This window comes from Telluria sp. LT2P80 (genome assembly GCF_059685955.1).
Genome location: NZ_JCASIO010000002.1, coordinates 1 through 23,457, shown reverse-complemented (window position 1 = coordinate 23,457; position 23,457 = coordinate 1). Strand labels below are relative to the sequence as shown.

Below are 23,457 nucleotides of genomic sequence, written 5' to 3'. Positions count from 1 at the left end.
TCCCGCCTGCCGCGTTCGCGCGGCAGTCTCGCGGCCATCGTCCACTTCTCTTTCTTGCTAGCTCATGGCAGTTTTCACCGCGGTCTCGCTGGATGACCTTCACCAGTGGATCAAGCAGTTCCCCCTCGGCCAGGCCGTCGGGCTTGAAGGCATTTCCTCCGGCATCGACAACAGCAATTTCTTCTTGAATACTCAGCACGGTACGCAGTCCGGTCCGCAGTCCGGTCACTACGTGTTGACGATCTTCGAGAACCTGCGCTTCGATCAGCTCCCCTTCTATGTCAACCTGATGCGCCACCTGGCCGGGCGCGGCATTCCCGTGCCGGCGCCGGTGCCCAACAACGATGGCGAGCTGATCGTGAGCCTGCACGACAAGCCGGCGATCATCGTCAGCCGCCTGAACGGCAGCTCGCAGCTCGCTCCCCAGCCGGTGCACTGCGCCGAAGTGGGCCGCATGCTGGCGCGGATGCATCTGGCGGCGCAGGACTTTGCATTGCAGCAGCCGAACCTGCGCGGCATCGACTGGTGGACAGCGACCGCACCCGAGGTCGCCCCGTTGCTGAGCGAAGCCGAAGCCACGCTGCTGCGGGACGAAGTCGCGTTCCAGGCCACATTCGCCGCGAGCGCTACCTATGCCAACCTGACCCGCGGCCCGGTGCACGCCGATCTGTTTCGCAATAACGTGATGTTCGAAGGCGAGCGCCTGAGCGGCTGCTTCGACTTTTACTTTGCCGGCATCGACACCTGGCTGTACGACGTGGCCGTCACCGTCAACGACTGGTGCGTCGACCTGGCCACGGGCGAGCTGGACGAAGCGCGCGTGCGCGCCCTGCTCGACGCTTACCACGCGGTGCGCCCGTTCACCGACGACGAGCGCGACGCCTGGCAACCGCTGTTGCGCGCGGGCGCACTACGCTTCTGGCTGTCACGCCTGTATGATCTGCACCTTCCCCGCGCGGCCGAACTGTTGACGCCGCACGACCCCACCCATTTCGAACGTATTCTGCGCGAGCGCATTGCGCACCCCGCGCCGGGCTTGCCCACCACTGTCATTACATGAACAAACTACCTGCATCTACCGGCTGGACCTGGCTTAAAAATGGCGCCCTGCTGTTTCGTCAACAACCGGCCGCGCTGACCACGCTGCTGTTCGCCAATATCCTGGTCAGTATTCTGATCAGCGCCGTGCCGGTGCTGGGCGCGATGGTGGCGGTGGTGCTGATTCCCTCGTTCTCGATGGCGTTCATGATGGCGTGCTCGATGATCGAAAACGGCCAGCGCGTCACGCCGGCCGTGGCGCTGACAGGTTTTCGCAAGCCGGTGCTGCGTGAGCTGTGCAAGGTCGGCATCGTCTATCTGGGCGTGTCGCTGATCCTGACGCTGATCACGCGCTTTGCCGTGCAGCCGGACTTCTGGGAACAGGTGCAGGCCCAGAGTACGGAAGGCACCCCGGCCGTGCTGGCAGGCCAGGACGTGCTGGCGATGTTCCTGATTTTTGCGCTCGACGCGGTGGCGCTGATTTCACTGTGCTTTGCTGCGCCGCTGACCTATTGGCAGAAAATGCCGCCGTTCAAGGCCGTGTTCTACAGCTTTTTTGCCGTCAAACGCAGCGCCGGCATTTTCATCGTGATGCTGCTGGCGTGGTTCGGCATCTTCTTTACCGTGTGCATGGTCATCGCTGTCATCCTGGGCGGCAGCAGCATCGCGCGCGTGGTGATCATGTGGGTGATCTTCCTGTTCATCCTGCTGCTGCAGTGCGCGCTGTATGTGGGCTATCGCGAGATCTTCGGCAAGCCACCGGCAGAACCCGGCAACAAGGTCAGCCTCGACAAGCAGCGGTAATCAGCAACGATCAGCAACAATCAGCCAACGCTGGCGGCATTGCCGCCGGCGTTGGCCTTTCCCTTAGCGGCCTACCCGCTCCAGCTTCGCGATCGACAGATCCAGCACCTTCACCCCCGCCGAACCGAAGTTGATCTGGGCCCGCGCCGCACCGGCGCCGCCCTCGATGTTGACGATCACGCCTTCGCCGAACTTGGCGTGAACCACGCTCTCGCCCACCCGCCAGCCAGTACCATTGCCGGCCTTTTGCGTGATCTGCTGCGCGATCTTGTTGTCGCTGCCGCCTTCGCGGAACTTGGCGTCGTCCCATGCCGTCGTCGACTTGCGCCCGCCAAACCAGTTGCCCTGGACGCGCGGCGACAGCCACTTGATCGATTCATCGGGCAGTTCGTCGAAGAAGCGCGATTTCATGTTGAAGCGCGTTTGACCATGCAGCATGCGCTGCTGCGTAAAGCTCATGTACAGACGGCGGCGCGCGCGCGTGATCGCCACGTACATCAGGCGCCGTTCTTCGTCGACACCGTCGGCCTCGCGCGCGCTGCTCTCGTGCGGGAACAGGCCTTCTTCGAGACCCGTGATGAACACGGCGTCGAATTCAAGGCCCTTGGCCGAGTGCACCGTCATCAGTTGCAGCGCCTCTTGCCCGGCCTGCGCTTGGGCATCGCCCGCTTCGAGCGACGCGTGCGACAGGAAGGCCGACAGCGGCGACATCACGGTGGGCAGCGGCGCACCGCCATCGAGGATCTCGATGCCATCCTGATACACGACCGATTCACCGGCCTGCGCCTGCGCCGGTGGGCCGAGGTGGGCCGGCGCCTGGGTGCCGAAGCCCTCTTCTTGCACGAACTGGGTCGCGGCGCTGACCATCTGCTCCAGGTTTTCGATACGGTCGGCGCCTTCTTTTTCATTGCCGTAGTGCGTCAGCAGCGTACTGCGCTCGAGCACCACGCGCACCAGCTCGGGCAGCGGCAATTGCTGGGTCTCGAAGCGCGCGCCTTCGATCAGCTTGACGAAGTTGCCCAGCACGGTGCCTGCCTTGCCCGTCATGTACGGCACGGCCGCATACAGCGAAATACCGTAGCTGTCGGCCGCCATCTGCAACTGCTCGATCGAGCGCGCGCCGATGCCGCGCGTGGGGAAGTTCACCACGCGCATGAAGGCCGAATCGTTGTGCGGATTGTCCATCAGCTGCAGATAGGCGATCGCGTGCTTGACCTCGGCGCGCTGGAAGTAGCGCAGGCCGCCATACACGGTGTACGGAATACCGGCCGCAAACAGCGCATGCTCGATCACGCGGCTCTGCGCGTTGCTGCGGTACAGGATCGCGATTTCATTGCGGCCCATGCCCTCGTTCATGAGGCTCTTGGATTCTTCGATGATCCACTGCGCTTCTTCGAGATCCGACGAGGCCTCATACACGCGCACCTGCTCGCCCTGGCCCGCATCCGTGCGCAGGTTCTTGCCCAGGCGCTTGGCGTTGTTGGCGATCAGGAAGTTGGCACTGTCGAGGATGTGGCCATGCGAGCGGTAATTCTGCTCGAGCTTGATCAGGTTCTTGACCTGGTAGTCGCGTTCGAACGCCGACATATTGCCGACGTTGGCGCCGCGGAAGGCGTAGATGCTCTGGTCATCGTCGCCGACGGCAAAGATGGCGCCGCCGCCCGACTCGCCCTGCCCCGCCAGCAGCTTGAGCAGATTGTATTGGAGGTCGTTGGTATCCTGGAACTCGTCGACCAGGATGTGACGGAAGCGCATCTGGTAGTGATGGCGCAGCGGCGTATTGCGCGACAACAGCTCATACGAGCGCAGCAGCAGTTCGGCGAAATCGACGACGCCTTCGCGCTGGCACTGCTGGTCGTACAGTTCATACAGCTCGACCATGCGGCGCTCGATCGGGTCGTAGGCCTCGACCTGCGACGCGCGCAAGCCCTGGTCCTTGGCGTTGTTGATGAAGTACATCAGCGCCTTGGCCGGGTACTTTTCATCGTCGACGTTGTGCGCCTTGAGCATGCGCTTGATCAGCGAAAGCTGGTCTTGCGAATCGAGAATCTGGAACGTCTGCGGCAGCGCGGCGTCGCGGTAGTGCGTGCGCAGCAGCCGGTTGCACAGGCCGTGGAAGGTGCCGATCCACATGCCGCGCGTATTGATCGGCAGCATCGACGACAGGCGCGTGAGCATTTCTTTCGCGGCCTTGTTCGTGAACGTCACCGCCATGATCCCAGCGGGCGAGACCTGGTTGGTCTGGATCAGCCAGGCAATCCGCGTGGTCAGAACGCGCGTCTTGCCCGAGCCGGCGCCGGCCAGGATCAGGGCGCTTTGCGCCGGCAAGGTGACGGCGGCAAATTGTTCAGGATTCAGGGTGTCGAGTTTCAGCATCCGGCCATTATACCGCCGCGATATACTGTATGCCCATCCAGTTTCGTGGCGTACGCGTGACGAATGCGGACCAATACGCTGTTGAACGGTGCGCCATTGGTATCAATCCGGACTGCACCGCAGAAGCGCCCACCGACTAACGTTGCCACCCTTCCCGCCGTTATCTTCGGACATTTCACCGAAGAAATAGGATTAACTTCGCGCAATTTTCACGATTCAAGCTTCGCAACCGCGCGCCGTGTGACGAGTGTTTCGCTTATGTTAACACCAGCTTTGCGACAAGCTCGTGAAAATCTTAACAAGGAGAATGATCATGCTAGGACGCGTAGTGACCATGGCCGCACTGGCCGTTGGCGGTGTCATGCTGTCAAAAAAACTCAAGGGAAACAATGGCTTTGGCGCCAGCTCGGGGATTGTCGAAACCATCGAGATCAATGTGCCCGTAAGCACTGCCTATAACCAGTTCACGCAATTCGAAGACTTCCCGCAATTCATGAAAAGCGTGAAGGAAATCCGCCAGCTCGACGACAAGCACCTGCACTGGCGTGCGAACGTCGCCGGCGAAGAGAAAGAGTGGGATGCCGAGATCACCGAGCAGATCCCGGATGACCGCATTGCATGGCGCAGCGTCACCGGCGTGAAAAATGGTGGTGTCGTCACCTTCCACAAGATCTCGGATACTGTCACGCGCATCGCGCTGCAGATGGATTACGAGCCCGAAGGCGCGCTGGAAACGCTGGGCGATGCCCTGGGCGCCGTGCGCATGGAAGCGCGCGCCAACCTGGCCAATCTGAAGGAACTGCTCGAGCAGCGTGGCAGTGAAACCGGCGCCTGGCGCGGCAAGGTCGACCAGCATTGATCGACCCGCGCGCCGGCACAGGCACGCCGGCTACGGCCGGCGGCTGTTGACCGGCTTGATCGACGCCGGCAGCGCCACGCGCTCGACCGGCGTCGTCTGCGCGGCAATAAAACCTTCGAGCGCCAGCGACAGATCGGCCACGACCTGCGCGCCGTAGGCCGCTTCGATCAGTTTGTACTGGCGCTCGATGAGCGGCGCGATATCGTCGATCAGGCGGTCGCCCTTCGGAGCGAGGCGCACCCAGATGCGGCGCTGGTCGGCCGCCACGCGCTGGCGCTCGATCAGCCCCAGCTCTTCCATCCGCGACAGCACGCCCGTCATGCTCGGGCTCAGGATCTGGCACAGTTCGCACATCTCCCGTGGCTCGAGTTGCTCATGCTCGTCCAGCACGCGCAGGATGCGCCATTGCTGTTCGGTCACGCCGAAATGGTTGAGGATGGGACGGAAGTGCAGCAACAACGATTCTCGCGCCTTCAGAAAAAGCTGGGGAAGATTGCGGTGGGTGATCCGGCGGGCCAAGGAATGCTCCGTAATAGGTGATTCTGTCTCTGGTTCTGCATCGGCCGCTGCGCAGGAAGCGCGGCAGTCGTGCCTGGCTGACTAATATACTTGCCAGCCCGGTGGATTTCGCTTCACGCAGGCGATTCCATGCGAATTTTTTGTGAACAGATATTACCGTAACCCTTCCGAAGCACAAAAGGGCGGCTCGATGGCCGCCCTCTTCACATCAACGGGCGCGCATCAACCCGCAACCGGCGCCGGCCGCGCCAGACCATTCGCCCGTGCATCGCGGATCAATGCGCGCACCGTCTTGTCGGCGACTTTGCTTTCGCGCTCCATCTCCTTGCCCAGCATGCCCATTTGCTCGCCCAGCACATGCATCGGTTTGCCGGCCTCTTCCATTTGGCGGCCGATCGCCTCCATCGCTGCGTGCGACTTGCGTATCTGCGGCGAGTCGTAGGCCTGGCCGATCTGCCGCCCCGCGGCATTCATGCGCGCGCCGGTTGCGGCCATCTCGCGGCTCAGGCGCTCGCGCTCGGCCTGGTCACGTGCTGTTTGCATCTGGCTGCTCAGACGCTCCATGTGCTGGCCCAGCGCCTGCATGCCACCATCGATTTCACGCATGTCGCGCTCACTGGGCAGGTTGTCCTTGCTGACCGCAACCCGGTCCATCTGGCGCCCCAGCACATCCATTTTCTTGCTGTGCACATCCATCTCCTTGCTGTGCACGTCCATGCGGGCACTCAGCCGATCCAGCGGCGCCCAGGCCGTGCGCACCTTGGCCATCACCGCGGCATCCTGGATCACGTAGTCGCGTCCATCTTCACGGAACCAGATGAACTCGCCGGGAATGACGCGCTGGGCCGCTTTCACCGCCGGCCAGTCATCGCTGCTGCCACTGATATTGAAGCTGCCTTCCTTGCCGCGCACCAGCGCGTACGGCTCGCCCTGCGTCACGCGCACCGCCCGCTTGGCTTCCTGCGCGCCAGCCTGCAGGGGCACGGTCAATGCCAGCGACGCAGCGCACAGCGCCAGACCGATGAAGGGAAGCGCCAGTCGGCGCGTGAGCGGTGCAGGATGCGGCATGATGTTCTCCTTGGGCCAGGGACAATGACAACGGGCCGGACGCAGCCGGCGATGACATCACTCTAGCCGCCGCTCCCGTCACGAACCAGCGCGCTGCGACAGGCCGTCGAAATCGCGGCGCAGACCGTCAATCGGGGCCCAGAACGACAACGCGGCCCGAAGGCCGCGTTGAATTCAGACAGAGAGCGCAGACTGCGAGGCCTGCCCTGACTTAATACACGACCACCGAGCGGATCGACTCGCCCGACTTCATCAGGTCGAAACCTTCGTTGATACGGTCGAGCGGCAGGTGGTGGGTGATCAGATCGTCGATATTGATCTTGTTTTCCATGTACCAGTCGACGATCTTCGGCACGTCGGTGCGCCCACGGGCGCCGCCGAAGGCCGAGCCCTTCCATTCGCGGCCCGTCACCAGCTGGAACGGACGGGTGGCAATTTCCTGGCCGGCAGCGGCCACGCCGATGATGATCGACTTGCCCCAGCCCTTGTGGCAGCACTCGAGCGCCTGGCGCATCGTGTTCACGTTGCCGATGCACTCGAAGCTGTAGTCGGCGCCGCCATCGGTCAATTGAACAATGGCGTCGACCACGTTCTCGACCTGCGTCGGATTGATGAAATGGGTCATGCCGAACTTGCGCGCCATCGCTTCGCGTTCCGGGTTCAGGTCGACACCGATGATCTTGTCGGCGCCGACCATGCGGGCTGCCTGGATCACGTTCAGGCCGATACCGCCCAGGCCGAACACGACGACATTCGCGCCCGCCTCCACCTTGGCGGTGAAGATCACGGCGCCGATGCCGGTGGTCACGCCGCAACCGATATAGCAGATCTTGTCGAACGGCGCGTCATTGCGCACCTTCGCCAGGGCGATCTCGGGCACCACGATGTAGTTCGAGAAAGTCGACGTGCCCATGTAGTGATAGATCGGCTGGCCGTCGATCGAGAAGCGCGACGTCGCATCCGGCATCAGGCCGCGGCCCTGCGTCGAGCGGATCGCCTGGCACAGATTGGTCTTTTGCGACAGGCAGAATTTGCACTGGCGGCATTCCGGCGTGTACAGCGGAATCACGTGATCGTCCTTGCGCAGGCTGGTCACGCCCGGGCCGACATCCACCACCACGCCGGCGCCTTCATGGCCCAGGATCGACGGGAAGATACCTTCCGGATCGGCGCCCGACAGCGTGTAGTAGTCCGTGTGGCAAATGCCGGTGGCCTTGATCTCGACCAGCACTTCACCGGCCTTCGGGCCTTCGAGTTCCACTTCTTCGATCGTCAGCGGCTGACCCGCCTTCCACGCGATTGCTGCCTTGGTTTTCATGTCGTTTTCCCGTTGCTTGAATGGACCCGCGCGCGCAGGCGCGCTGCAAAACATCATGATAACAAGCTTGCGGCAACATGGCCGCGCGCTGCAGATGCGCCTGCCGATCCAGGCGTCATGACGCCGTCACATGCTGTCATTACAGTCCGCATTCGTCGGGGACGCGCATTACCTGCCCCCGGGCCATCCAACGGCGCCTCGAGGAACACGTGATGAATACGGCTGACTACAAGATCGCGCACCGGCACGCGCTGCCCGACGAATCCGACGCAGACCTGCACGCCACGCGCCGGCCGGGCACGATGAGCGCACGACGGCGCCAGGATTTCCTGTTTCATCGAACCACCGGCCTGTTCGCTGCATCGGTTCTGGTCATACTGGCCGGCATCATCGCTTCGCTGACGATCGGCGCGTGGCCGGCCCTGCGCGAGTTCGGTCCCAGATTCGTCACGCGGGTCGAATGGGACCCGGTCAACGAGCAGTTCGGCGCGATGATCGCCATCGGCGGCACGCTGGCGACCTCGTTCATTGCGCTGGCCGTGGCGGTTCCGATCAGCTTTGGCGTCGCGCTGTTTCTGACCGAAATCTGTCCCGCATGGCTGCGCCGCCCGCTGGGTACTGCAGTCGAGTTGCTGGCCGGTGTGCCATCGATCATCTACGGCATGTGGGGCTTTTTCGTTTTCGCGCCTCTGTTCGCGGATTACGTCCAGCCCTTGCTGGCCAGCACGCTCGGCCAGGTTCCGGTGATCGGCAAGCTGTTTGCAGGCTCACAAACCGGCCTGGGCATCCTGACCGCCGGCCTGATCCTGTCGATCATGATCATTCCGTTCATTGCATCCGTCATGCGCGACGTCTTCACGATCGTGCCGGCAGTGCTCAAGGAATCGGCCTATGGTCTTGGTTGCACGAAGTGGGAAGTGGCATGCAGGGTCGTGCTGCCCTACACCCGCAACGGTGTGGTCGGCGGCGTGATGCTCGGCCTGGGGCGGGCGCTGGGCGAAACGATGGCGGTCACCTTTGTGATCGGCAATGCGCATCGGCTGTCCTGGTCGCTGTTTGCTGCCGGCAGTTCGATCTCTTCGACGCTGGCAAACGAATTCGGCGAAGCGGAAAAAGCGCTGCATGTCGCGTCGCTGTATGCACTGGGACTGATCCTGTTTGCCATCACCTTTATCGTGCTATGCGCCGCAAAGCTCATGCTGGTGCGGATGCAGCGGCGCGAAGGCACGGCCTAGCCGGCGTGCGCCGGGTCGCCGATCACGGACGTTGCGATGACGGCGCGTCCACCAGCAGGCCTGGCTGCAGCGCGCGAATGCGCCACTCGGTAAAGTAGCCGCCAGCCTCGTTGTAGCGAAGATAAACCCGGCCACACGTCGTGCAGCGCGCCACCGTGCAGCGGTTATACGGATAAAAGCCGGGCGCGATGGGCGCGTCCGCACTTTCGTAGCGCGTGCCCGCCGGATGGTATTCCGTGAACGTCGGCTCGTCGTACGGATCGTCGAGCAAGGTGCCGATGTCTTCAAAACGGTCCAGTTCCAGCGTCAGCGGCTGCGCCATCCAGGCGGTCAAGGGCACCTCGGTACAGCTGCATGGCGTCGTGACTGCCGCCGACGCCTGGGCCAGGCGCATCAACATGGCGAACTCTATTTTCTGCATGGCCATCCAATCATGATCGGGTCCGTGCCAGCCGCCGTGCCGGCACTGGCGTCTCATCGAAGACTATACCGCGCCCCGTCCATGCTGACGAGGCCGCCTGTGCCCGCGGCCAATCTAGGCTATGCTTGCCGGTTAGTTTATTCAGGCAGACCGCACGATGCATATTTACTCGACTCATTCCGTGGGCGTCATGAAGCGCCCACGCACCACCCCTCCCGTCACTGCAGGCCGCTTCCCGGCACGAATGGAGCGCAGCTGATGTTTCATCTGATGTTCAGCCTTCCCTGCCTGCTGGTCCTGGTGCGCTGGCTCTGGCCGCTGCCGTTGTCCACGAAATCGAAAGTAGCCAGCGCCGTCGTGCTGGTGCTGGTCTCGCAATACCACCTGTGGTCGCGCCTGTCGTCGGGCAGCGTGTTCTCGCCTGAATTCCCGAAAGGGCTGGTGATCCTGTTCAACTGGGGCTTTGGCGCGATCCTGCTGCTGGCCGTGTTCCAGTTGCTGGTCGATGCCGGCGCCCTGATCGTGATGGCGATCCGGCGCCGGCGCGTGGCGATTGCGCCACGCCTGCGCTATGGCATCGCCGTCGCCGCCGCGCTGCTGGCAGCCCTGGGCGTGAACCAGGCGATCAAGTCGCCGTCGCTCGAAGACGTGCTGATCGAGGTGAAGAACCTGCCACACGAATTCGACGGCTACCAGGTCGTGCACCTGACCGACCTGCACATCAGCCGCCTGTTCGACGCACCGTGGACGCGCAAGGTCGTCGCCGACACCAATGCGCTGGACGCCGACCTGATCGTCATTACCGGCGACCTCATCGACGGCAATATTGCACACCGCGAACGCGACGTGGCACCGCTGCGCGACCTGCGCGCACCCGACGGCGTCTGGGTCATTCCCGGCAACCATGAGTACTTCTTCGGCCACAAGGCGTGGATGGCGTATTTCGCGGGGCTCAACATGACGCCGCTGGACAACAGCCATACCGTTCTCAAGCGCGGCGCCGGACAGCTGGTGCTGGCCGGTGTCAACGACGTGACCGCCCCGCAGACGGGCGCGGCGGCGCCCGATGTCGATGCGGCCTTGCGCGGCGCGCCGGCCGGCGCACCGGTGATCCTGCTCGACCACCAGCCGCGCAATGCGCGTCATGCCGCCAGCCGCGGCGTGGCGCTGCAATTGTCTGGCCACACCCACGGCGGCATGATCGTCGGGCTCGATCGGGTGGTGGCGCGCGCCAACAACGGCTTCGTGTCGGGCCGCTACGACGTCGATGGCATGACCATGTACCTGAACAATGGCACCGCATTGTGGCCGGGCTTCGCGCTGCGCCTGGGCGTGCCGTCCGAGCTGACCCGGATCACGCTGCGGCGCCAGGCCGTACCCTCATGAAACAACAAGCCGTCCCGGCTGCTGGCAGCGGGGACGGCTTGACGATGCAGCGATGGAAGGTCGACTGACCCTCCCTGCTGACCCTTAACGCGTGGTGCGCGTACCGACCACTTCGATCACGACGCGGCGGTTGCGGGCGCGGCCTTCGGCCGTGGCATTGTCCGCGATCGGCTGCGTTTCGCCTTTGCCTTCGGTGTACAGGCGCGCCTGATCGAGGCCCTTCGAGACCAGGTAGGCCTTGACGGCATCGGCGCGGCGCAGCGACAGCTTCTGGTTGTACGCGTCCGAGCCGACCGAATCGGTGTGACCGACGGCGATCATGACTTCGGTGTCCATGCCTTGCAGCTTGCGCATCAGGTCGTCCAGAGCAGCCTTGCCTTCCGGCTTGACGAGCGCGCGGTCGAAATCGAACAGCGCCTCGGCCGCGAACGACACTTTCTCCGACACCGGCTGCGGCGCCGCTTCGACAACCGGCGCGACCGGTTGCACTTCCTGCGGCGCAGCCACCGGCGCCGGCGCAGGGATCGTGCGCGCAGCAGGACGGCCGAACGCGCGGATCAGGCTGATCGAAGCCAGGTCCATCTCGCCACGGTTGCCCAGCGGATCACGCAGACGATAGCGCTCCACTTCGCCGCGCACTGCCCAGGCATCGTTGATCTGGTATTGCAGGCCCAGGCCGACCTTGGCCTGGAACTTCTCTTCCTTTTCGGGATTCGGCGCGGTGACGGCATTGAGCCGGTTGCCCGAGAACGTCGCCGTCGAGCGGCCGTACTGGCCACCGATACGGGCCAGCGCCGACAGGCGTTCGGTCAGCGGCAGATGGCCGATGAGGTCGAGATTGACGCCGCGAAATTTCGTCTCGCCGCGCAGGACACCGCTGCCGTTTCCGGACGTGTTTGCCTGGAAGCCGAACTTGCCGAGGTCGAAGTAACCGCCCTCGATGGCAAAGTAACGGTTGAATTTCTTGCCGATGAAGACCTTGTAGCCAAGGTCGCGCTGGTCGGTCGTGAATGCATCGAGGCTGGCGCCATTGGCAGTCAGGCTGCGGGCGATGCGCTCGTCGTCGATCGTGGCGCGGCCCTGGCCCAGGCCGGCGCCAGCGTACCAGGCGCTGTCAGCCCAGTTCGGGTCGATGACGTCGCGCCCGGCGGCGGTCTGGTCCTGGCCCGCGGCCGAGGCGTTGCTGATGCCGGCACCAGCCATGGCGATGCATGCGAGAAGTGTGAGTGTGGTTTTCATGATGGGGTAAGCCGCTTATTTGGTGATCTGGTTGTTGCTCAGGGTGACGGCAGCGGTCGACAGCACGCGGCCGTTGAGCAGGGTCGTGTTATCGCCCACGGTGATCGCAGCAGCGCGGCCCAGGATCGATCCCTTGAAGATGCTGTTTGCACCGAGCGTGGTGGCGCCGACGGGAACCCAGGTCACGTTGTCCGCGGTGGCCCCATTGATCAATTCCACTTCGGAATTGGCGACGGTATTGAGCGTCTGGGTGCTCGTGAAGATGTACACGCCAGGACCGTCGAGCGTCAGCTTGCCCGTGATGTTCATCGTGCCGGTGGCGCAGTACACGCCGGGCGTGAGAGGCAGGCCGCCCAGATCGATATTGCCCGGGAACGTCACGGTGCAGGGACGCAGATTGGCGTCCGTGATGGCCAGCTCGAGGTCGGCAAATGCGGTATCGAGGAAGGCGCCCGTGTAGTACGTTTGGAACGCGCCGGCAATGACTGGCGTCGTCGTTTGTGACGGCGACCCGACGTTACCGGTAACGACGGTGGTGCCACCGGCGTTGTTGGTCAGCGAGGTCTGGGCCAGCACACCGAACGACGCCGCGCTACCCAGGTCGACAGGGTCGAGGACCACGACCGGAGGCACTGGTACTGGTACTGGTACTGGTACTGGGACGGGGACTGGCACGGGCACTGGGACTGGCACTGGCACTGGCACTGGCACAGGGATCGGGGCCGGATCCGGATCCGGTTCCGGTTCCGGGACCGGTGCAGGCGCAGGTACTGGCACCGGCCGTGGTGCAAGGACGGTCAGATTCGCGCTGCCCGATTTGCCGCCAGAGGTCGCGGTCACGACAATCGTACCAGGTGTGACGCCGGTGGCCCAGCCGGTTGGCAGGACAGTGGCGGTGGCGGTCGAGGACGAGGTCCAAGTGGCAGTAGTGGTAATGACTGCTGTCGTGTTGTTCGAGTAGGTTGCCGTTGCGACGTAGCGGCGCAGGCCATTGACCGCGACAACGGCGCTTGCCGGCGTGACGGCAATGCTCGTCACGACCGCAGCACTGGTCGTCGCGTTGGCGATGGCCGATTTACCGCCGAAGCCGGCAGTGATGACCGATGTGCCACCCGCGATGCCGGTGATCATGCCGGTCGTGCCGACACTGACTGCACCCGGCGTGGCCGAGGCGTAGGTGCTGGCGGTCGTGACATCGACCACCGTGCCATCCGAATAGGTGGCGTTCACGGCCAACTGTCCGGTGGCGCCGATGTCGAAGGTGGTGGCGCCAGGCGTGAGCGCCAACGACACGAGCGTTGGCGGCAACACCGTCAGCGTCGCGCTGCCGGTGAGCCCGCCGGAGGCGGCAGCGATGACCGAGGTGCCGGCCGTCTTGCCGAGCGCCAGGCCAGTACTGGCCGAGATCGACGCCACCCCGGTGGAGGCCGACGTGAAGGTCGACACTGCGCTGATGTCGCGTGTCGTCTTGTCGTCGAAGGTGCCCAGCGCCACGAACTGCTGTGCATTGCCGATATTGATCGACGGATTCACTGGTGCAACCGCGATCGACACCAGCCTGGCCGGCAGGACGGTCAGGGTCGCTGCGCCGCTCTTGCCTTCGAAGGCCGCGGTGATGACGGAGGTGCCGGCAGCAACGCCGATAGCAAGGCCACGGGCGCCATCGACGGTGCCGGCAGCCGGCGTGGCCGAGGTCCAGGCCGACAGGCGGGTGATGTCACGCGCGGTACCGTCGGAGTAGGCGGCCGTTGCCGTGAATTGCTGGCTCGCGCCAATGGCGACCGATGCGGTCGTTGGCGCGACGGCCACGCTGACCAGGCTCGCTGCCGGCAGCCCCAGCACCGGGTCACGGCCCTGGTCACCGCTGCCGCAACCTGCGGCCAGCACGGCGCTTGCAAGGCCGAGGCCGCAAACGAGGCGTTTGATGTTGCGTCTCACGGTTTGTATCATGTCGTTCCCTGTTCAAGACAATTTCCGGAGCTGCTTTGCATGAGACTCATGCCAAGGACGGAAATCGGGTCGGCGCCTGCCAGGCAAGCGCGAACCGGAACGGACTATTGCTTTTCGGCACTCGCACTACTGTGCGGTAGCGCGCTTATGCACACTAATAGTTTATTAAGGAAATATTTCTACTTTGAATCAAAAACGTGGTAACAAGCGGTGTTCAGCGCGCCGCACGCCCCGCACCAGCCTGATGTTCACACTGGTGCGATGACCAGACGCATGCGCTGCTCGACCTGATCCGATCCTGGCCGCATCGGCTCTTGCCACCCCGTCGCGACAAAGCCGGCGCGCGTATATAAGCGCACTGCCCCATCGTTGGCGCAATTGACCCCAAGCTGCATAGCAGTTGCGCCGCGCGCCTGCGCCCAGCGCACCGCCTCGGCCAGCAAGCCAGCGGCCACGCCCTGCCCGCGTGCTTCAGGCGCCACCCACATCTGGAACAGGTTCACGAGGGCCGGGTCGTCCGCGTCGACCTTCGCCCAGGCCAGCCCGGCAAGATTGCCAGCGACGTCGGCTACCAATGGATGGTCGATGCCGGACGTGGCCGCACGCGCCAGGCGCGCCGCCCATTCTTCGGACGGCCGCGTGGATTCGTCGGCCAGCGTGCTGCCAAAGGCGTCGGGGGCATCTTCCAGCGCGCGCAGTCGGAGCGCGCGATAGGCCGGCCATGCATCGGGCGTGAAATTGCGGATCGTGAAAGCAGCCAGTTGGTGCGCCATGCACGTGCTCCTGTTGGTTATCGAACAACGATTCTAGCAAGCAATCTCTGCCGTGTGGCTTAATCCTGTTCCCACTCTTCCAGCTTGCGCTTGCGCGCGCGCCCGACCTCGATCCGGTTGCGGGTCGTGAAGGCAATCAGCCGCGCCACGACCACCGCCAGGTACATCAAACCGACCAGCATTTCGACGCTGGCCAGCGCCCGCGCCGGTGCGGTCAGTGGAATCACGTCGCCGATGCCCGTGCTCGAGAGCAGCGCAAAGCTCAGGTAATTGAGTTCGGTCCAGGTACGCGGCGCGCCCGCATTGACGGCGGCAGCAAAGGTGCCGGGCTGGACTTCCTGCAGCAGGATGTACATGTGCGTGAACGCCCAGGCCAGCAGCGTGAACGTGGCGCCGGCCGCGAACAGCTCGTCGGTCGTGGCCCGTTCGTCTTCCATCATGTAGGCGATCAGGCTGCCGGCCGCATAAAAGTAGAACAGCGCCTCCAGCCCCGACGACCAGGCCAGCAGGTGGTTATAGCCGAGCAGGATCTGCGCCAGCAGCAGGAAGATGATGGGCACCGCCAGCGCCCAGCTCACGCGCACCTCGCCGGGCGTGCGCCGCACCATGCGGATGGCAAACGCCAGCACCACGATGCCGAAGCAGTTGAACGCCACCTGGCCGGCACGCGTGCCCTCGATGAACGGATAGGACAGCATGCCGAGCAGCTGCACCAGCAGCAGGATGGCGGAAGGATGGCGGCGGGTATGGATGAACAGGCGCGGAGCGATCATGGCGGCAGGACAAAGTCGTAAGTACTGCCATTGTAGGTTCAGCCGGCCGAAAACAGGCTCCCGAATGCGTGCGCGGCTGCCTGCGGGTCGGCTGCGCCGTACACGCTCGTGATCGCCGCGACCATGTCGGCGCCCCGCGCGACCAGCGGCGCGGCGTTGGCCGGTGTCATGCCGCCGATGACGACGAGGGGCAGCGTGAACTCGGCGCGCGCCTGGTCGAGCAGTGCCGGTGGCGTCACGAATGTGTATTTTTTGACCGGGGACGGATAAAAGCCACCAAAGGCAAGGTAACTGGCACCGGCGTCGCGCGCGGCACGCGCCAGCGCCAGGTCGCCGTAGCACGAGGCACCGACGATCTTGGCCGGGCCCAGCAGCGCGCGGGCATCCGCGATCCCCCCATCCGTGTGGCCCAGGTGCACGCCATCGGCGTCGAGCGCCTGGCACAGGTCGAGATGGTCGTTGATGACGAACGGGCAGCCGTGGCGGCGGCACAACGCCAGCAGCGCCGTGGCCTGCTCGAGCCGCAGGCGCGCGTCGGCCTCCTTGTGCCGGTATTGCACGAGCGCTGCGCCGGCGCTCAGCGCAGCGTCGGTGGCGGCCAGCAGCCGGTCGGTGTCGTTCCAGTTCGGTGTGACGAGATACAAGCCCTTCATAGTGGCTCCTTCAATGTGGTTGGCACAGGCGGCGCGGGATGCGCTGGCCCGGTGCGATCGCAAACGATTGCGCCAGCGTCGCGTGTGTATAGGCCTGGGCGTACTCGAGGGCGATGGCCATCGACTCGCCCAGCGCCAGGCGCGCCGCCAGTGCGGCAGCCAGCGTGCAGCCGCTGCCATGGTAGGTATCGGGCAGGCGCGGCCAACGCCACTCGCCCAACACTTGACCGTCCTGCAGCCAGCGGTTGATCACCGTGTCGCCAGGCGCGTGGCCACCCGTGACGAGCATCTGCATGGTGCCTGGCATGTCCAGCGCATCGCGTTCGGGCAGATTGGGCAGCACGATCGTCGCCAGCGTCAGCAAATCGGACAAGGCGGCGCTGGCGCTGCCCTGCCCCAGCGCATCGCCATGGCCGCTGGCCAGCACCGGATCCAGCACTACCGGCAGCGCCGGCTGCCGCGTGCGCAGACTGCGGATGACGTCCGCGATTGCCGCTGCATTGGCCGCGTTGCCGGGGATGCCCAGCTTGACGGCGCGGATGTCGAAGGCAGCAACCAGCGGCGCGGCCTGGCACGCGACCAGGCCGGCGTCGACCGGGTGCGCCTCGAACACGCGGTTGTTGTCCTGGCAGGTCAGCGCCGTGGCCACCGGCAGCGCGTGGGCGCCCTGCGCGGCAATGGCCAGGATGTCGGCCGCCAGGCCCGCGCCGCCGCCGGGATCGAGCCCGGCGAAGACCAGCACGCACGGTGTCATGGGGTGACTTTGCCCTCGACCGGCGACGATGGCGAGGCCGCGAAGCGCTTCGGCATGCGCCCCGCCAGATACGCATCGCGCCCGGCCAGCACCGCATGCTTCATCGCGCGCGCCATGCGCACCGGGTCGCGCGCGCCGGCAATCGCGGTGTTCATCAGCACGCCGTCGCAGCCGAGTTCCATGGCGATCGCCGCATCCGACGCCGTGCCCACACCGGCGTCGACCAGCACCGGTACCGTGGCCTGCTCGATGATCAGCGACAGGTTCCACGGATTGAGAATGCCCATCCCCGAGCCGATCAGCGACGCCAGCGGCATCACGGCCACGCAGCCGATCTCCTGCAGGATGCGGGCCTGGATCGGATCGTCGCTGCAGTAGACCATCACGTCGAAACCGTCACGCACCAGCGTTTCGGCGGCCTTGAGTGTTTCGGGCATGTGCGGGAACAGCGTGGTGGTGTCGCCCAGCACCTCGAGCTTGACGAGGTTGCGCCCGCCCAGCAGCTCGCGCGCCATCTGCAACGTGTAGACCGCGTCCTTCGCATTGAAGCAGCCGGCCGTGTTGGGCAGGATGGTGAAGTCGGACGGCGGCAGCACGTCGAGCAGGCTGGGCGCGTTCGGATCCTGGCCGATGTTCACGCGGCGAATCGCCACGGTGACGATCTCGGCGCCGGCTGCCAGCGTGGCCTCGCGCGTTTGCGCCAGGTCGCGGTATTTGCCGCTGCCGACCAGCAGGCGCGAGTGGTAGGCGCGCCCGGCGATGGTGAGTACATCCGGTTGCCCGTCTCGTTTCATGTTTTCGTTCATGATATTCATCCTGCTCTCCTTTAGCCGCCACCGATGGCGCGCACGATATCGACCCGGTCCTGCGCCTGCAGGCGGCGCGTGGGCCACTGCTGGCGTGGCACCACCTCGCGGTTCACGGCCAGCGCCATCCCCTGCCCGCTCAGGTCCAGCTGCTCGAGCAGCCCGGCGAGCGTCTGGCCCGGGGGCACGCCGCACGGCGCGCCATTGACTTCGATGGACGTCATTCAGACCTCCCGGTACAGCCGGGCGCCGTCGCGCACGAACTCGATCGCTTTTTCCTGCATCCCCTGCTGCAGGGCCTTCTCGCCCTGCACGCCATTGGCGGCGGCGTAGGCGCGCACTTCCTGCGTGATCTTCATCGAGCAGAAATGCGGGCCGCACATCGAGCAGAAATGGGCCACCTTGGCCGAATCCTTGGGCAGGGTCTCGTCGTGGAATTCGCGTGCCTTGTCGGGATCCAGGCCCAGGTTGAACTGGTCGTCCCAGCGGAATTCGAAGCGTGCTTTTGAGAGCGCGTTGTCGCGCAGCTGCGCGCCCGGATGGCCCTTGGCCAGGTCGGCCGCGTGGGCGGCGATCTTGTACGTGATGATGCCGTCCTTGACGTCCTGCTTGTCGGGCAGGCCCAGGTGCTCCTTGGGCGTCACGTAGCACAGCATCGCCGTGCCGTACCAGCCAATCGTGGCCGCGCCGATGCCGGACGTGATGTGATCGTACCCGGGCGCGATATCGGTCGTGAGCGGCCCGAGCGTGTAGAACGGCGCTTCATGGCACTGCTCGAGCTGCAGGTCCATGTTCTCCTTGATCAGGTGCAGCGGCACGTGGCCGGGGCCTTCGATGATCGTCTGCACATCGTGCTTCCACGCGATCTGCGTGAGTTCACCCAGCGTTTTCAGTTCGGCCAGTTGCGCCTCGTCGTTGGCGTCGTAGATCGAGCCGGGGCGCAGGCCGTCGCCCAGGCTGAAGGTCACGTCGTACGCCTTCATGATGGCGCAGATGTCTTCGAAGTGCGTGTACAGGAACGATTCGCGGTGGTGCGCCAGGCACCACTTGGCCATGATCGAGCCGCCGCGCGAGACGATGCCCGTCAGGCGGTTCGCCGTCATCGGCACGTAGCGCAGCAGCACGCCGGCGTGGATCGTGAAGTAGTCGACGCCCTGCTCGGCCTGCTCGATCAGCGTGTCGCGGAAAATCTCCCAGGTCAGGTCCTCGGCCTTGCCATTGACCTTTTCCAGCGCCTGGTAGATCGGCACCGTGCCGATCGGGACCGGGCTGTTACGCAGGATCCATTCGCGCGTTTCGTGGATGTGCTTGCCGGTCGACAGATCCATGACCGTGTCGGCGCCCCAGCGGATCGCCCAGGTCATCTTTTCGACTTCTTCGCCGATCGACGAGGTCACGGCCGAATTGCCGATATTGGCATTGACCTTGACCAGGAAGTTGCGGCCGATGATCATCGGCTCGATTTCGGGGTGGTTGATATTGAGGGGAATGACGGCGCGCCCGCGTGCGACTTCCGAGCGCACGAATTCCGGCGTGATTTCAGCGGGGATGCTGGCGCCGAACGACTGGCCCGGATGCTGGCGGCCCATCAGGTCGGCAACCCGCTTGCCCATCGGGCCGGACGCATGCAGCGACGCGATGTATTCCTTGCGCTGCATGTTTTCGCGCAGCGCGATGAATTCCATCTCGGGCGTGATGATGCCCTGGCGCGCGTAGTGCATCTGCGTGACGTTCGCGCCGCTCCTGGCGCGGCGGGGCGCGCGCTGCAGGTTGAAGCGCAGCGCGCTCAAGTCCGGATCGTTCAGCCGCTGCTGGCCGAATTGCGACGATGGTCCGGCCAGTTGCTCGGTGTCGCCGCGCCCGTCGATCCAGGGTTGGCGCATCGGCGCCAGGCCACTGCGGATATCGATTGCGGTGGCCGGTTCGGTGTACGGCCCGGACGTGTCGTAGACGAACAGCGGCGGATTGGGTTCGCCGCCAAAGCTGTCGGACGTGGCCGACTGGCTGATCGCGCGCATCGGCACGCGGATATCGGGCCGGCTGCCTTCGATGTAGACCTTGCGGGAATTGGGTAGCGATGCGATGGCTGCCTGGTCCACCGTGGCGGTGGCGGCATCGAACAGTTGTGAAGACTTCGGCGGTGCGTTCATGTGGCTCCCTTGCGTGCGTGAGAGCCAGCAAAGGAGTTGCCGGGTGCGACAAGGTCGGGCGCAAGACTGCGCACGGCCGCACGAATCGGCTGCTTCCCTTCGCTGGCATTATCCAGATCAGGTTCGGAGGGTATTTCTCACCCGCGTGTCGTTGGAACGACAGGCAGGACCCCTAGCGTGTGCCGGACGAGCAATCCCCGTCCAGCGCGGTAAATTATACGCGCTTGTAATTTATAATGGTCTTTTTCGCACATCACACGCCACCACATCATGGAATTAGCCAAGTCTTTCGAGCCAGCCGATATTGAACAGTTCTGGCGCGCAGAGTGGGAACAGCGCGGCTACTTTGCCGCGACCATGGACGAGGGCAAGCCCTCCTTCAGCACCCAGCTGCCGCCGCCGAACGTCACCGGTACCCTGCACATGGGCCACGCGTTCAACCAGACGATCATGGATGGCCTGACGCGCTACTACCGCATGCGCGGCTACAACACCGCATGGGTCCCGGGCACCGACCACGCCGGCATCGCCACCCAGATCGTCGTCGAACGCCAGCTGGACGCGCAAAAGATTTCGCGCCATGACCTGGGCCGCGACGCATTCCTCGAAAAAGTCTGGGAGTGGAAAGAAAAATCGGGCAGCACCATCACCGGCCAGATGCGCCGCCTGGGCACGTCGCCAGACTGGCAGCGCGAATACTTCACGATGGACGAGCCGCGCTCGAAATCGGTCGTCGAAGTCTTCGTGCGCCTGTACGAGCAGGGCCTGATCTACCGCGGCAAGCGCCTGGTGAACTGGGACCCGGTGCTGGGCACGGCCGTGTCCGACCTCGAAGTCGACTCGCAGGAAGAAGACGGCTTCATGTGGTACATCCAGTACCCGCTCACCGACGGCAGCGGCCACCTGACGGTCGCCACCACGCGCCCTGAAACGATGCTGGGCGACGTCGCCGTCGCGGTCGACCCGACCGATGAACGCTACCTGCATTTGCACGGCAAGACGCTCACGCTGCCATTGACCGGTCGTGAAATCCCGATCATCGCCGACAGCTACGTCGATAAAGAATTCGGCACCGGCTGCGTGAAGATCACGCCGGCCCACGACTTCAACGATTACGCGGTCGGCCAGCGCGCCGGCCTCGCGCCGATCAGCATCTTCACGCTCGACGCCAAGATCAACGAAAACGGCCCGGCCCAGTACCAGGGGCTGGACCGCTTCGCCGCGCGCAAGCAGATCGTCGCCGACCTCGAAGCATTGGGCCTGATGGAACAGATCAAGCCGCACAAGCTGATGGTCCCGCGGGGCGATCGCACCAACGTCGTGATCGAGCCGATGCTCACCGACCAGTGGTTTGTCGCGATGACCAAGCCGGCGCCGGAAGGCACGTTCAATCCGGGCAAGTCGATCACCGACGTCGCGCTGGAAAAAGTCGCCAGTGGCGAGATCAAGTTCGTCCCCGAAAACTGGAGCACGACCTACAACCAGTGGCTGGGCAACATCCAGGACTGGTGCATTTCACGCCAGCTGTGGTGGGGCCACCGCATTCCGGCCTGGTTCGCCGAAGACGGCCAGATCGTCGTCGCGCGCGATGAAGCCGAGGCGCAGGCCAAGGCCGCAGCTGCCGGCATCACCGGCGCACTGCGCCGCGACGACGACGTGCTCGACACGTGGTTCTCGTCGGCGCTGGTGCCCTTCTCGACCATGGGCTGGCCCGAAGAAACGCCCGACATGAAGATGTTCCTGCCGTCGTCGGTGCTGGTCACGGGCTTCGACATCATCTTCTTCTGGGTCGCGCGCATGGTCATGATGACCGCGCACTTCACTGGCAAGGTGCCGTTCGAGACCGTCTACGTGCACGGCCTGGTACGCGATTCGCAGGGCCAGAAGATGTCGAAGTCGAAGGGCAACACGCTCGACCCGATCGACCTGATCGACGGCATCGACGTCGAGACGCTGGTGGCCAAGCGCACCACGGGTCTGATGGACCCGCGCGCCGCCGAAAAGATCGGCAAGGCCACGCGCCGCGAATTCCCTGACGGGATCCCGGCATTCGGCACCGACGCCGTGCGCTTCACGATGGCCAGCTACGCGTCGCTGGGCCGTAACATCAACTTCGACCTGGGCCGCGCCGAAGGCTACCGTAACTTCTGCAACAAGCTGTGGAATGCGACCCGCTTCGTGATGATGAACACCGAAGGCAAGGATTGCGGCGCCCCATTGCCTGAAGACTTATCTCAGGCCGATCGCTGGATCATCTCGCTGATGAACCGAGTCGAGCAGGATGTCGCCAAGGGCTTTGCCGACTACCGCTTCGACAATATCGCCAACAGCATCTACAAGTTCGTCTGGGATGAATACTGCGACTGGTACCTGGAAGTGTCGAAAGTCCAGGTCCAGCAAGGCACCGAAGCGCAGCAACGCGCGACGCGCCACACGCTGCTGCGCGTGCTGGAAGTGATCCTGCGCCTGGCGCATCCGATCATCCCGTTCGTGACCGAAGCACTGTGGCAGAGCATCGCACCACTGGCCGGCAAGACCGGCCCGACGATCATGCTGCAACCGTATCCGCAAGCCGATGCGACGCAGATCGACGAAGGCGCCGAAGCCTGGATGGAGCAGTTGAAGGCGCTGGTGGACGCCACCCGCAACCTGCGCGGCGAGATGTCGCTGGCGCCGTCGCTGCGCGTGCCGCTGATCGTCGAACCGTCGAGCGACGCCGGGCGCGCTGACATGGCGGTGTTCGCACCGTACATCCAGCTGCTGGGCAAGCTGGCCGAAGTGCAGATCGTCGATGCGCTGCCGGAATCGCCGGCGGCCGTGTCGATCGTCGGCACGACCAAGCTGATGCTCAAGGTCGAGATCGACGTCGCCGCCGAACGCGAACGCCTGTCGAAAGAAATCGCGCGCGTGGCCGGTGAAATCGCCAAGGCGAACGGCAAGCTGTCGAACGAGAGCTTCGTCGCCCGCGCCCCGGCCGCCGTCGTGGCGCAGGAGCAGGAACGCGTGGCGAACTTCTCGGCCACGCTCAGCAAGATGCAGGAGCAGCTGGAAAAGCTGGCAGCAGCGTAAGCAGCCAGTCCCCAAAGAAAACGCGGCCCCGGCCGCGTTTTTTGTTTCTGCTCTGCTTACTTTAATCCATAAATTCAGCACAGCCGGCACAGCCGGGGTCAGGTCTGACATTCGGACACGACCTCAGCCCTAACTACTTGAGCACAGCCGGGGTCAGATACCGTCTTGAATTACAAGCCGATTCGATAAGAAATTTGCGTCGAATGGCTTGCCTGTTCGGATAACGCCGTAAATCAGATGCGCTAGTTTGTGCGTAACGGCGCCGA

At 64.3% G+C, this 23,457-nt stretch carries 20 protein-coding genes and 1 riboswitch; of the genes, 6 read left to right on the top strand and 14 right to left on the bottom strand.

Annotation, left to right across the window (positions count from 1 at the left end; genetic code table 11):
• Nucleotides 1–64: 64 nt before the first annotated feature.
• A complete protein-coding gene (locus AC56LW_RS06445) occupies nt 65–1,060 on the top strand; it encodes a homoserine kinase (RefSeq protein WP_332532613.1) in 996 nt (331 codons plus the stop codon).
• On the top strand, nt 1,057–1,842 hold the full coding sequence (locus AC56LW_RS06440) for a BPSS1780 family membrane protein (protein ID WP_332532612.1): 786 nt from the start codon (nt 1,057–1,059) through the stop codon (nt 1,840–1,842). Before AC56LW_RS06445 ends, AC56LW_RS06440 begins: the two co-directional genes overlap by 4 nt.
• Nucleotides 1,843–1,905: 63 nt before the next feature.
• On the opposite strand, the gene AC56LW_RS06435 is transcribed toward AC56LW_RS06440, so the two are convergent.
• Nucleotides 1,906–4,218: a UvrD-helicase domain-containing protein gene (locus tag AC56LW_RS06435; protein WP_332532611.1), complete on the bottom strand. Its 2,313-nt coding sequence runs from the start codon at nt 4,216–4,218 to the stop codon at nt 1,906–1,908.
• Between the two features lie 313 nt (nt 4,219–4,531).
• Between AC56LW_RS06435 and AC56LW_RS06430 the strand changes: the two genes are divergently transcribed.
• Nucleotides 4,532–5,077 carry an SRPBCC family protein gene (locus AC56LW_RS06430; RefSeq protein WP_332532610.1) on the top strand — a complete coding sequence of 182 codons (546 nt, stop codon included), beginning with the start codon at nt 4,532–4,534 and terminating at the stop codon, nt 5,075–5,077.
• Between the two features lie 30 nt (nt 5,078–5,107).
• Here the strand turns inward: AC56LW_RS06430 and hpaR are convergent, their stop codons facing one another.
• The 3 genes from hpaR to AC56LW_RS06415 all read right to left on the bottom strand — a co-directional run bounded on the left by hpaR (nt 5,108) and on the right by AC56LW_RS06415 (nt 7,982).
• Nucleotides 5,108–5,596 (bottom strand): homoprotocatechuate degradation operon regulator HpaR, encoded by a 489-nt coding sequence (gene hpaR / locus AC56LW_RS06425; protein ID WP_183556894.1) that lies wholly within the window; start codon nt 5,594–5,596, stop codon nt 5,108–5,110.
• Between the two features lie 222 nt (nt 5,597–5,818).
• Nucleotides 5,819–6,664 carry a hypothetical protein gene (locus tag AC56LW_RS06420; RefSeq protein ID WP_499632961.1) on the bottom strand — a complete coding sequence of 282 codons (846 nt, stop codon included), beginning with the start codon at nt 6,662–6,664 and terminating at the stop codon, nt 5,819–5,821.
• Nucleotides 6,665–6,875: 211 nt separating this feature from the next.
• Nucleotides 6,876–7,982, bottom strand: a complete 1,107-nt coding sequence (locus tag AC56LW_RS06415) for an S-(hydroxymethyl)glutathione dehydrogenase/class III alcohol dehydrogenase (RefSeq protein WP_183556889.1) — start codon at nt 7,980–7,982, stop codon at nt 6,876–6,878.
• Nucleotides 7,983–8,284: 302 nt separating this feature from the next.
• On the opposite strand from AC56LW_RS06415, the gene pstC reads away from it, so the two are divergent.
• Entirely contained in the window at nt 8,285–9,217 is a 933-nt protein-coding gene (gene pstC, locus AC56LW_RS06410) for a phosphate ABC transporter permease subunit PstC (protein WP_499633663.1), read from the top strand.
• Nucleotides 9,218–9,239: 22 nt separating this feature from the next.
• On the opposite strand, the gene AC56LW_RS06405 is transcribed toward pstC, so the two are convergent.
• A complete protein-coding gene (locus tag AC56LW_RS06405) occupies nt 9,240–9,638 on the bottom strand; it encodes a hypothetical protein (protein WP_332532608.1) in 399 nt (132 codons plus the stop codon).
• Between the two features lie 258 nt (nt 9,639–9,896).
• Here AC56LW_RS06405 and AC56LW_RS06400 point away from each other — a divergent pair, with 258 nt between their 5' ends.
• Nucleotides 9,897–11,024, top strand: coding sequence for a metallophosphoesterase (locus AC56LW_RS06400; protein WP_332532607.1), 1,128 nt, complete (start codon nt 9,897–9,899; stop codon nt 11,022–11,024).
• 84 nt (nt 11,025–11,108) lie between these two features.
• Here the strand turns inward: AC56LW_RS06400 and AC56LW_RS06395 are convergent, their stop codons facing one another.
• The 9 genes from AC56LW_RS06395 to thiC all read right to left on the bottom strand — a co-directional run bounded on the left by AC56LW_RS06395 (nt 11,109) and on the right by thiC (nt 20,122).
• The gene (locus tag AC56LW_RS06395) at nt 11,109–12,263 is read right to left on the bottom strand and encodes an OmpA family protein (RefSeq protein WP_332532606.1); all 1,155 of its coding nucleotides are present in this window, start codon (nt 12,261–12,263) and stop codon (nt 11,109–11,111) included.
• 15 nt (nt 12,264–12,278) lie between these two features.
• Nucleotides 12,279–14,201 (bottom strand): ice-binding family protein, encoded by a 1,923-nt coding sequence (locus AC56LW_RS06390; RefSeq protein WP_499632956.1) that lies wholly within the window; start codon nt 14,199–14,201, stop codon nt 12,279–12,281.
• Between the two features lie 260 nt (nt 14,202–14,461).
• Nucleotides 14,462–14,986: a GNAT family N-acetyltransferase gene (locus tag AC56LW_RS06385; protein WP_499632953.1), complete on the bottom strand. Its 525-nt coding sequence runs from the start codon at nt 14,984–14,986 to the stop codon at nt 14,462–14,464.
• Nucleotides 14,987–15,045: 59 nt separating this feature from the next.
• The gene (locus AC56LW_RS06380; protein WP_499632950.1) at nt 15,046–15,759 is read right to left on the bottom strand and encodes an ion channel; all 714 of its coding nucleotides are present in this window, start codon (nt 15,757–15,759) and stop codon (nt 15,046–15,048) included.
• Nucleotides 15,760–15,797: 38 nt separating this feature from the next.
• Nucleotides 15,798–16,412 carry a thiamine phosphate synthase gene (thiE, locus tag AC56LW_RS06375; RefSeq protein ID WP_499632947.1) on the bottom strand — a complete coding sequence of 205 codons (615 nt, stop codon included), beginning with the start codon at nt 16,410–16,412 and terminating at the stop codon, nt 15,798–15,800.
• Nucleotides 16,413–16,422: 10 nt separating this feature from the next.
• Nucleotides 16,423–17,166, bottom strand: coding sequence for a bifunctional hydroxymethylpyrimidine kinase/phosphomethylpyrimidine kinase (locus AC56LW_RS06370; protein WP_499632945.1), 744 nt, complete (start codon nt 17,164–17,166; stop codon nt 16,423–16,425).
• Nucleotides 17,163–17,981 carry a thiazole synthase gene (locus AC56LW_RS06365; protein WP_499632942.1) on the bottom strand — a complete coding sequence of 273 codons (819 nt, stop codon included), beginning with the start codon at nt 17,979–17,981 and terminating at the stop codon, nt 17,163–17,165. Before AC56LW_RS06365 ends, AC56LW_RS06370 begins: the two co-directional genes overlap by 4 nt.
• Nucleotides 17,982–17,992: 11 nt before the next feature.
• Nucleotides 17,993–18,196, bottom strand: a complete 204-nt coding sequence (gene thiS, locus AC56LW_RS06360; RefSeq protein WP_183556875.1) for a sulfur carrier protein ThiS — start codon at nt 18,194–18,196, stop codon at nt 17,993–17,995.
• Nucleotides 18,197–20,122 carry a phosphomethylpyrimidine synthase ThiC gene (gene thiC / locus AC56LW_RS06355; protein ID WP_499632939.1) on the bottom strand — a complete coding sequence of 642 codons (1,926 nt, stop codon included), beginning with the start codon at nt 20,120–20,122 and terminating at the stop codon, nt 18,197–18,199.
• Nucleotides 20,123–20,199: 77 nt separating this feature from the next.
• Nucleotides 20,200–20,306: riboswitch (TPP riboswitch) on the bottom strand.
• Nucleotides 20,307–20,392: 86 nt separating this feature from the next.
• Here thiC and AC56LW_RS06350 point away from each other — a divergent pair.
• Entirely contained in the window at nt 20,393–23,191 is a 2,799-nt protein-coding gene (locus AC56LW_RS06350; protein WP_499632936.1) for a valine--tRNA ligase, read from the top strand.
• The last annotated feature ends 266 nt before the right edge of the window (nt 23,192–23,457 follow it).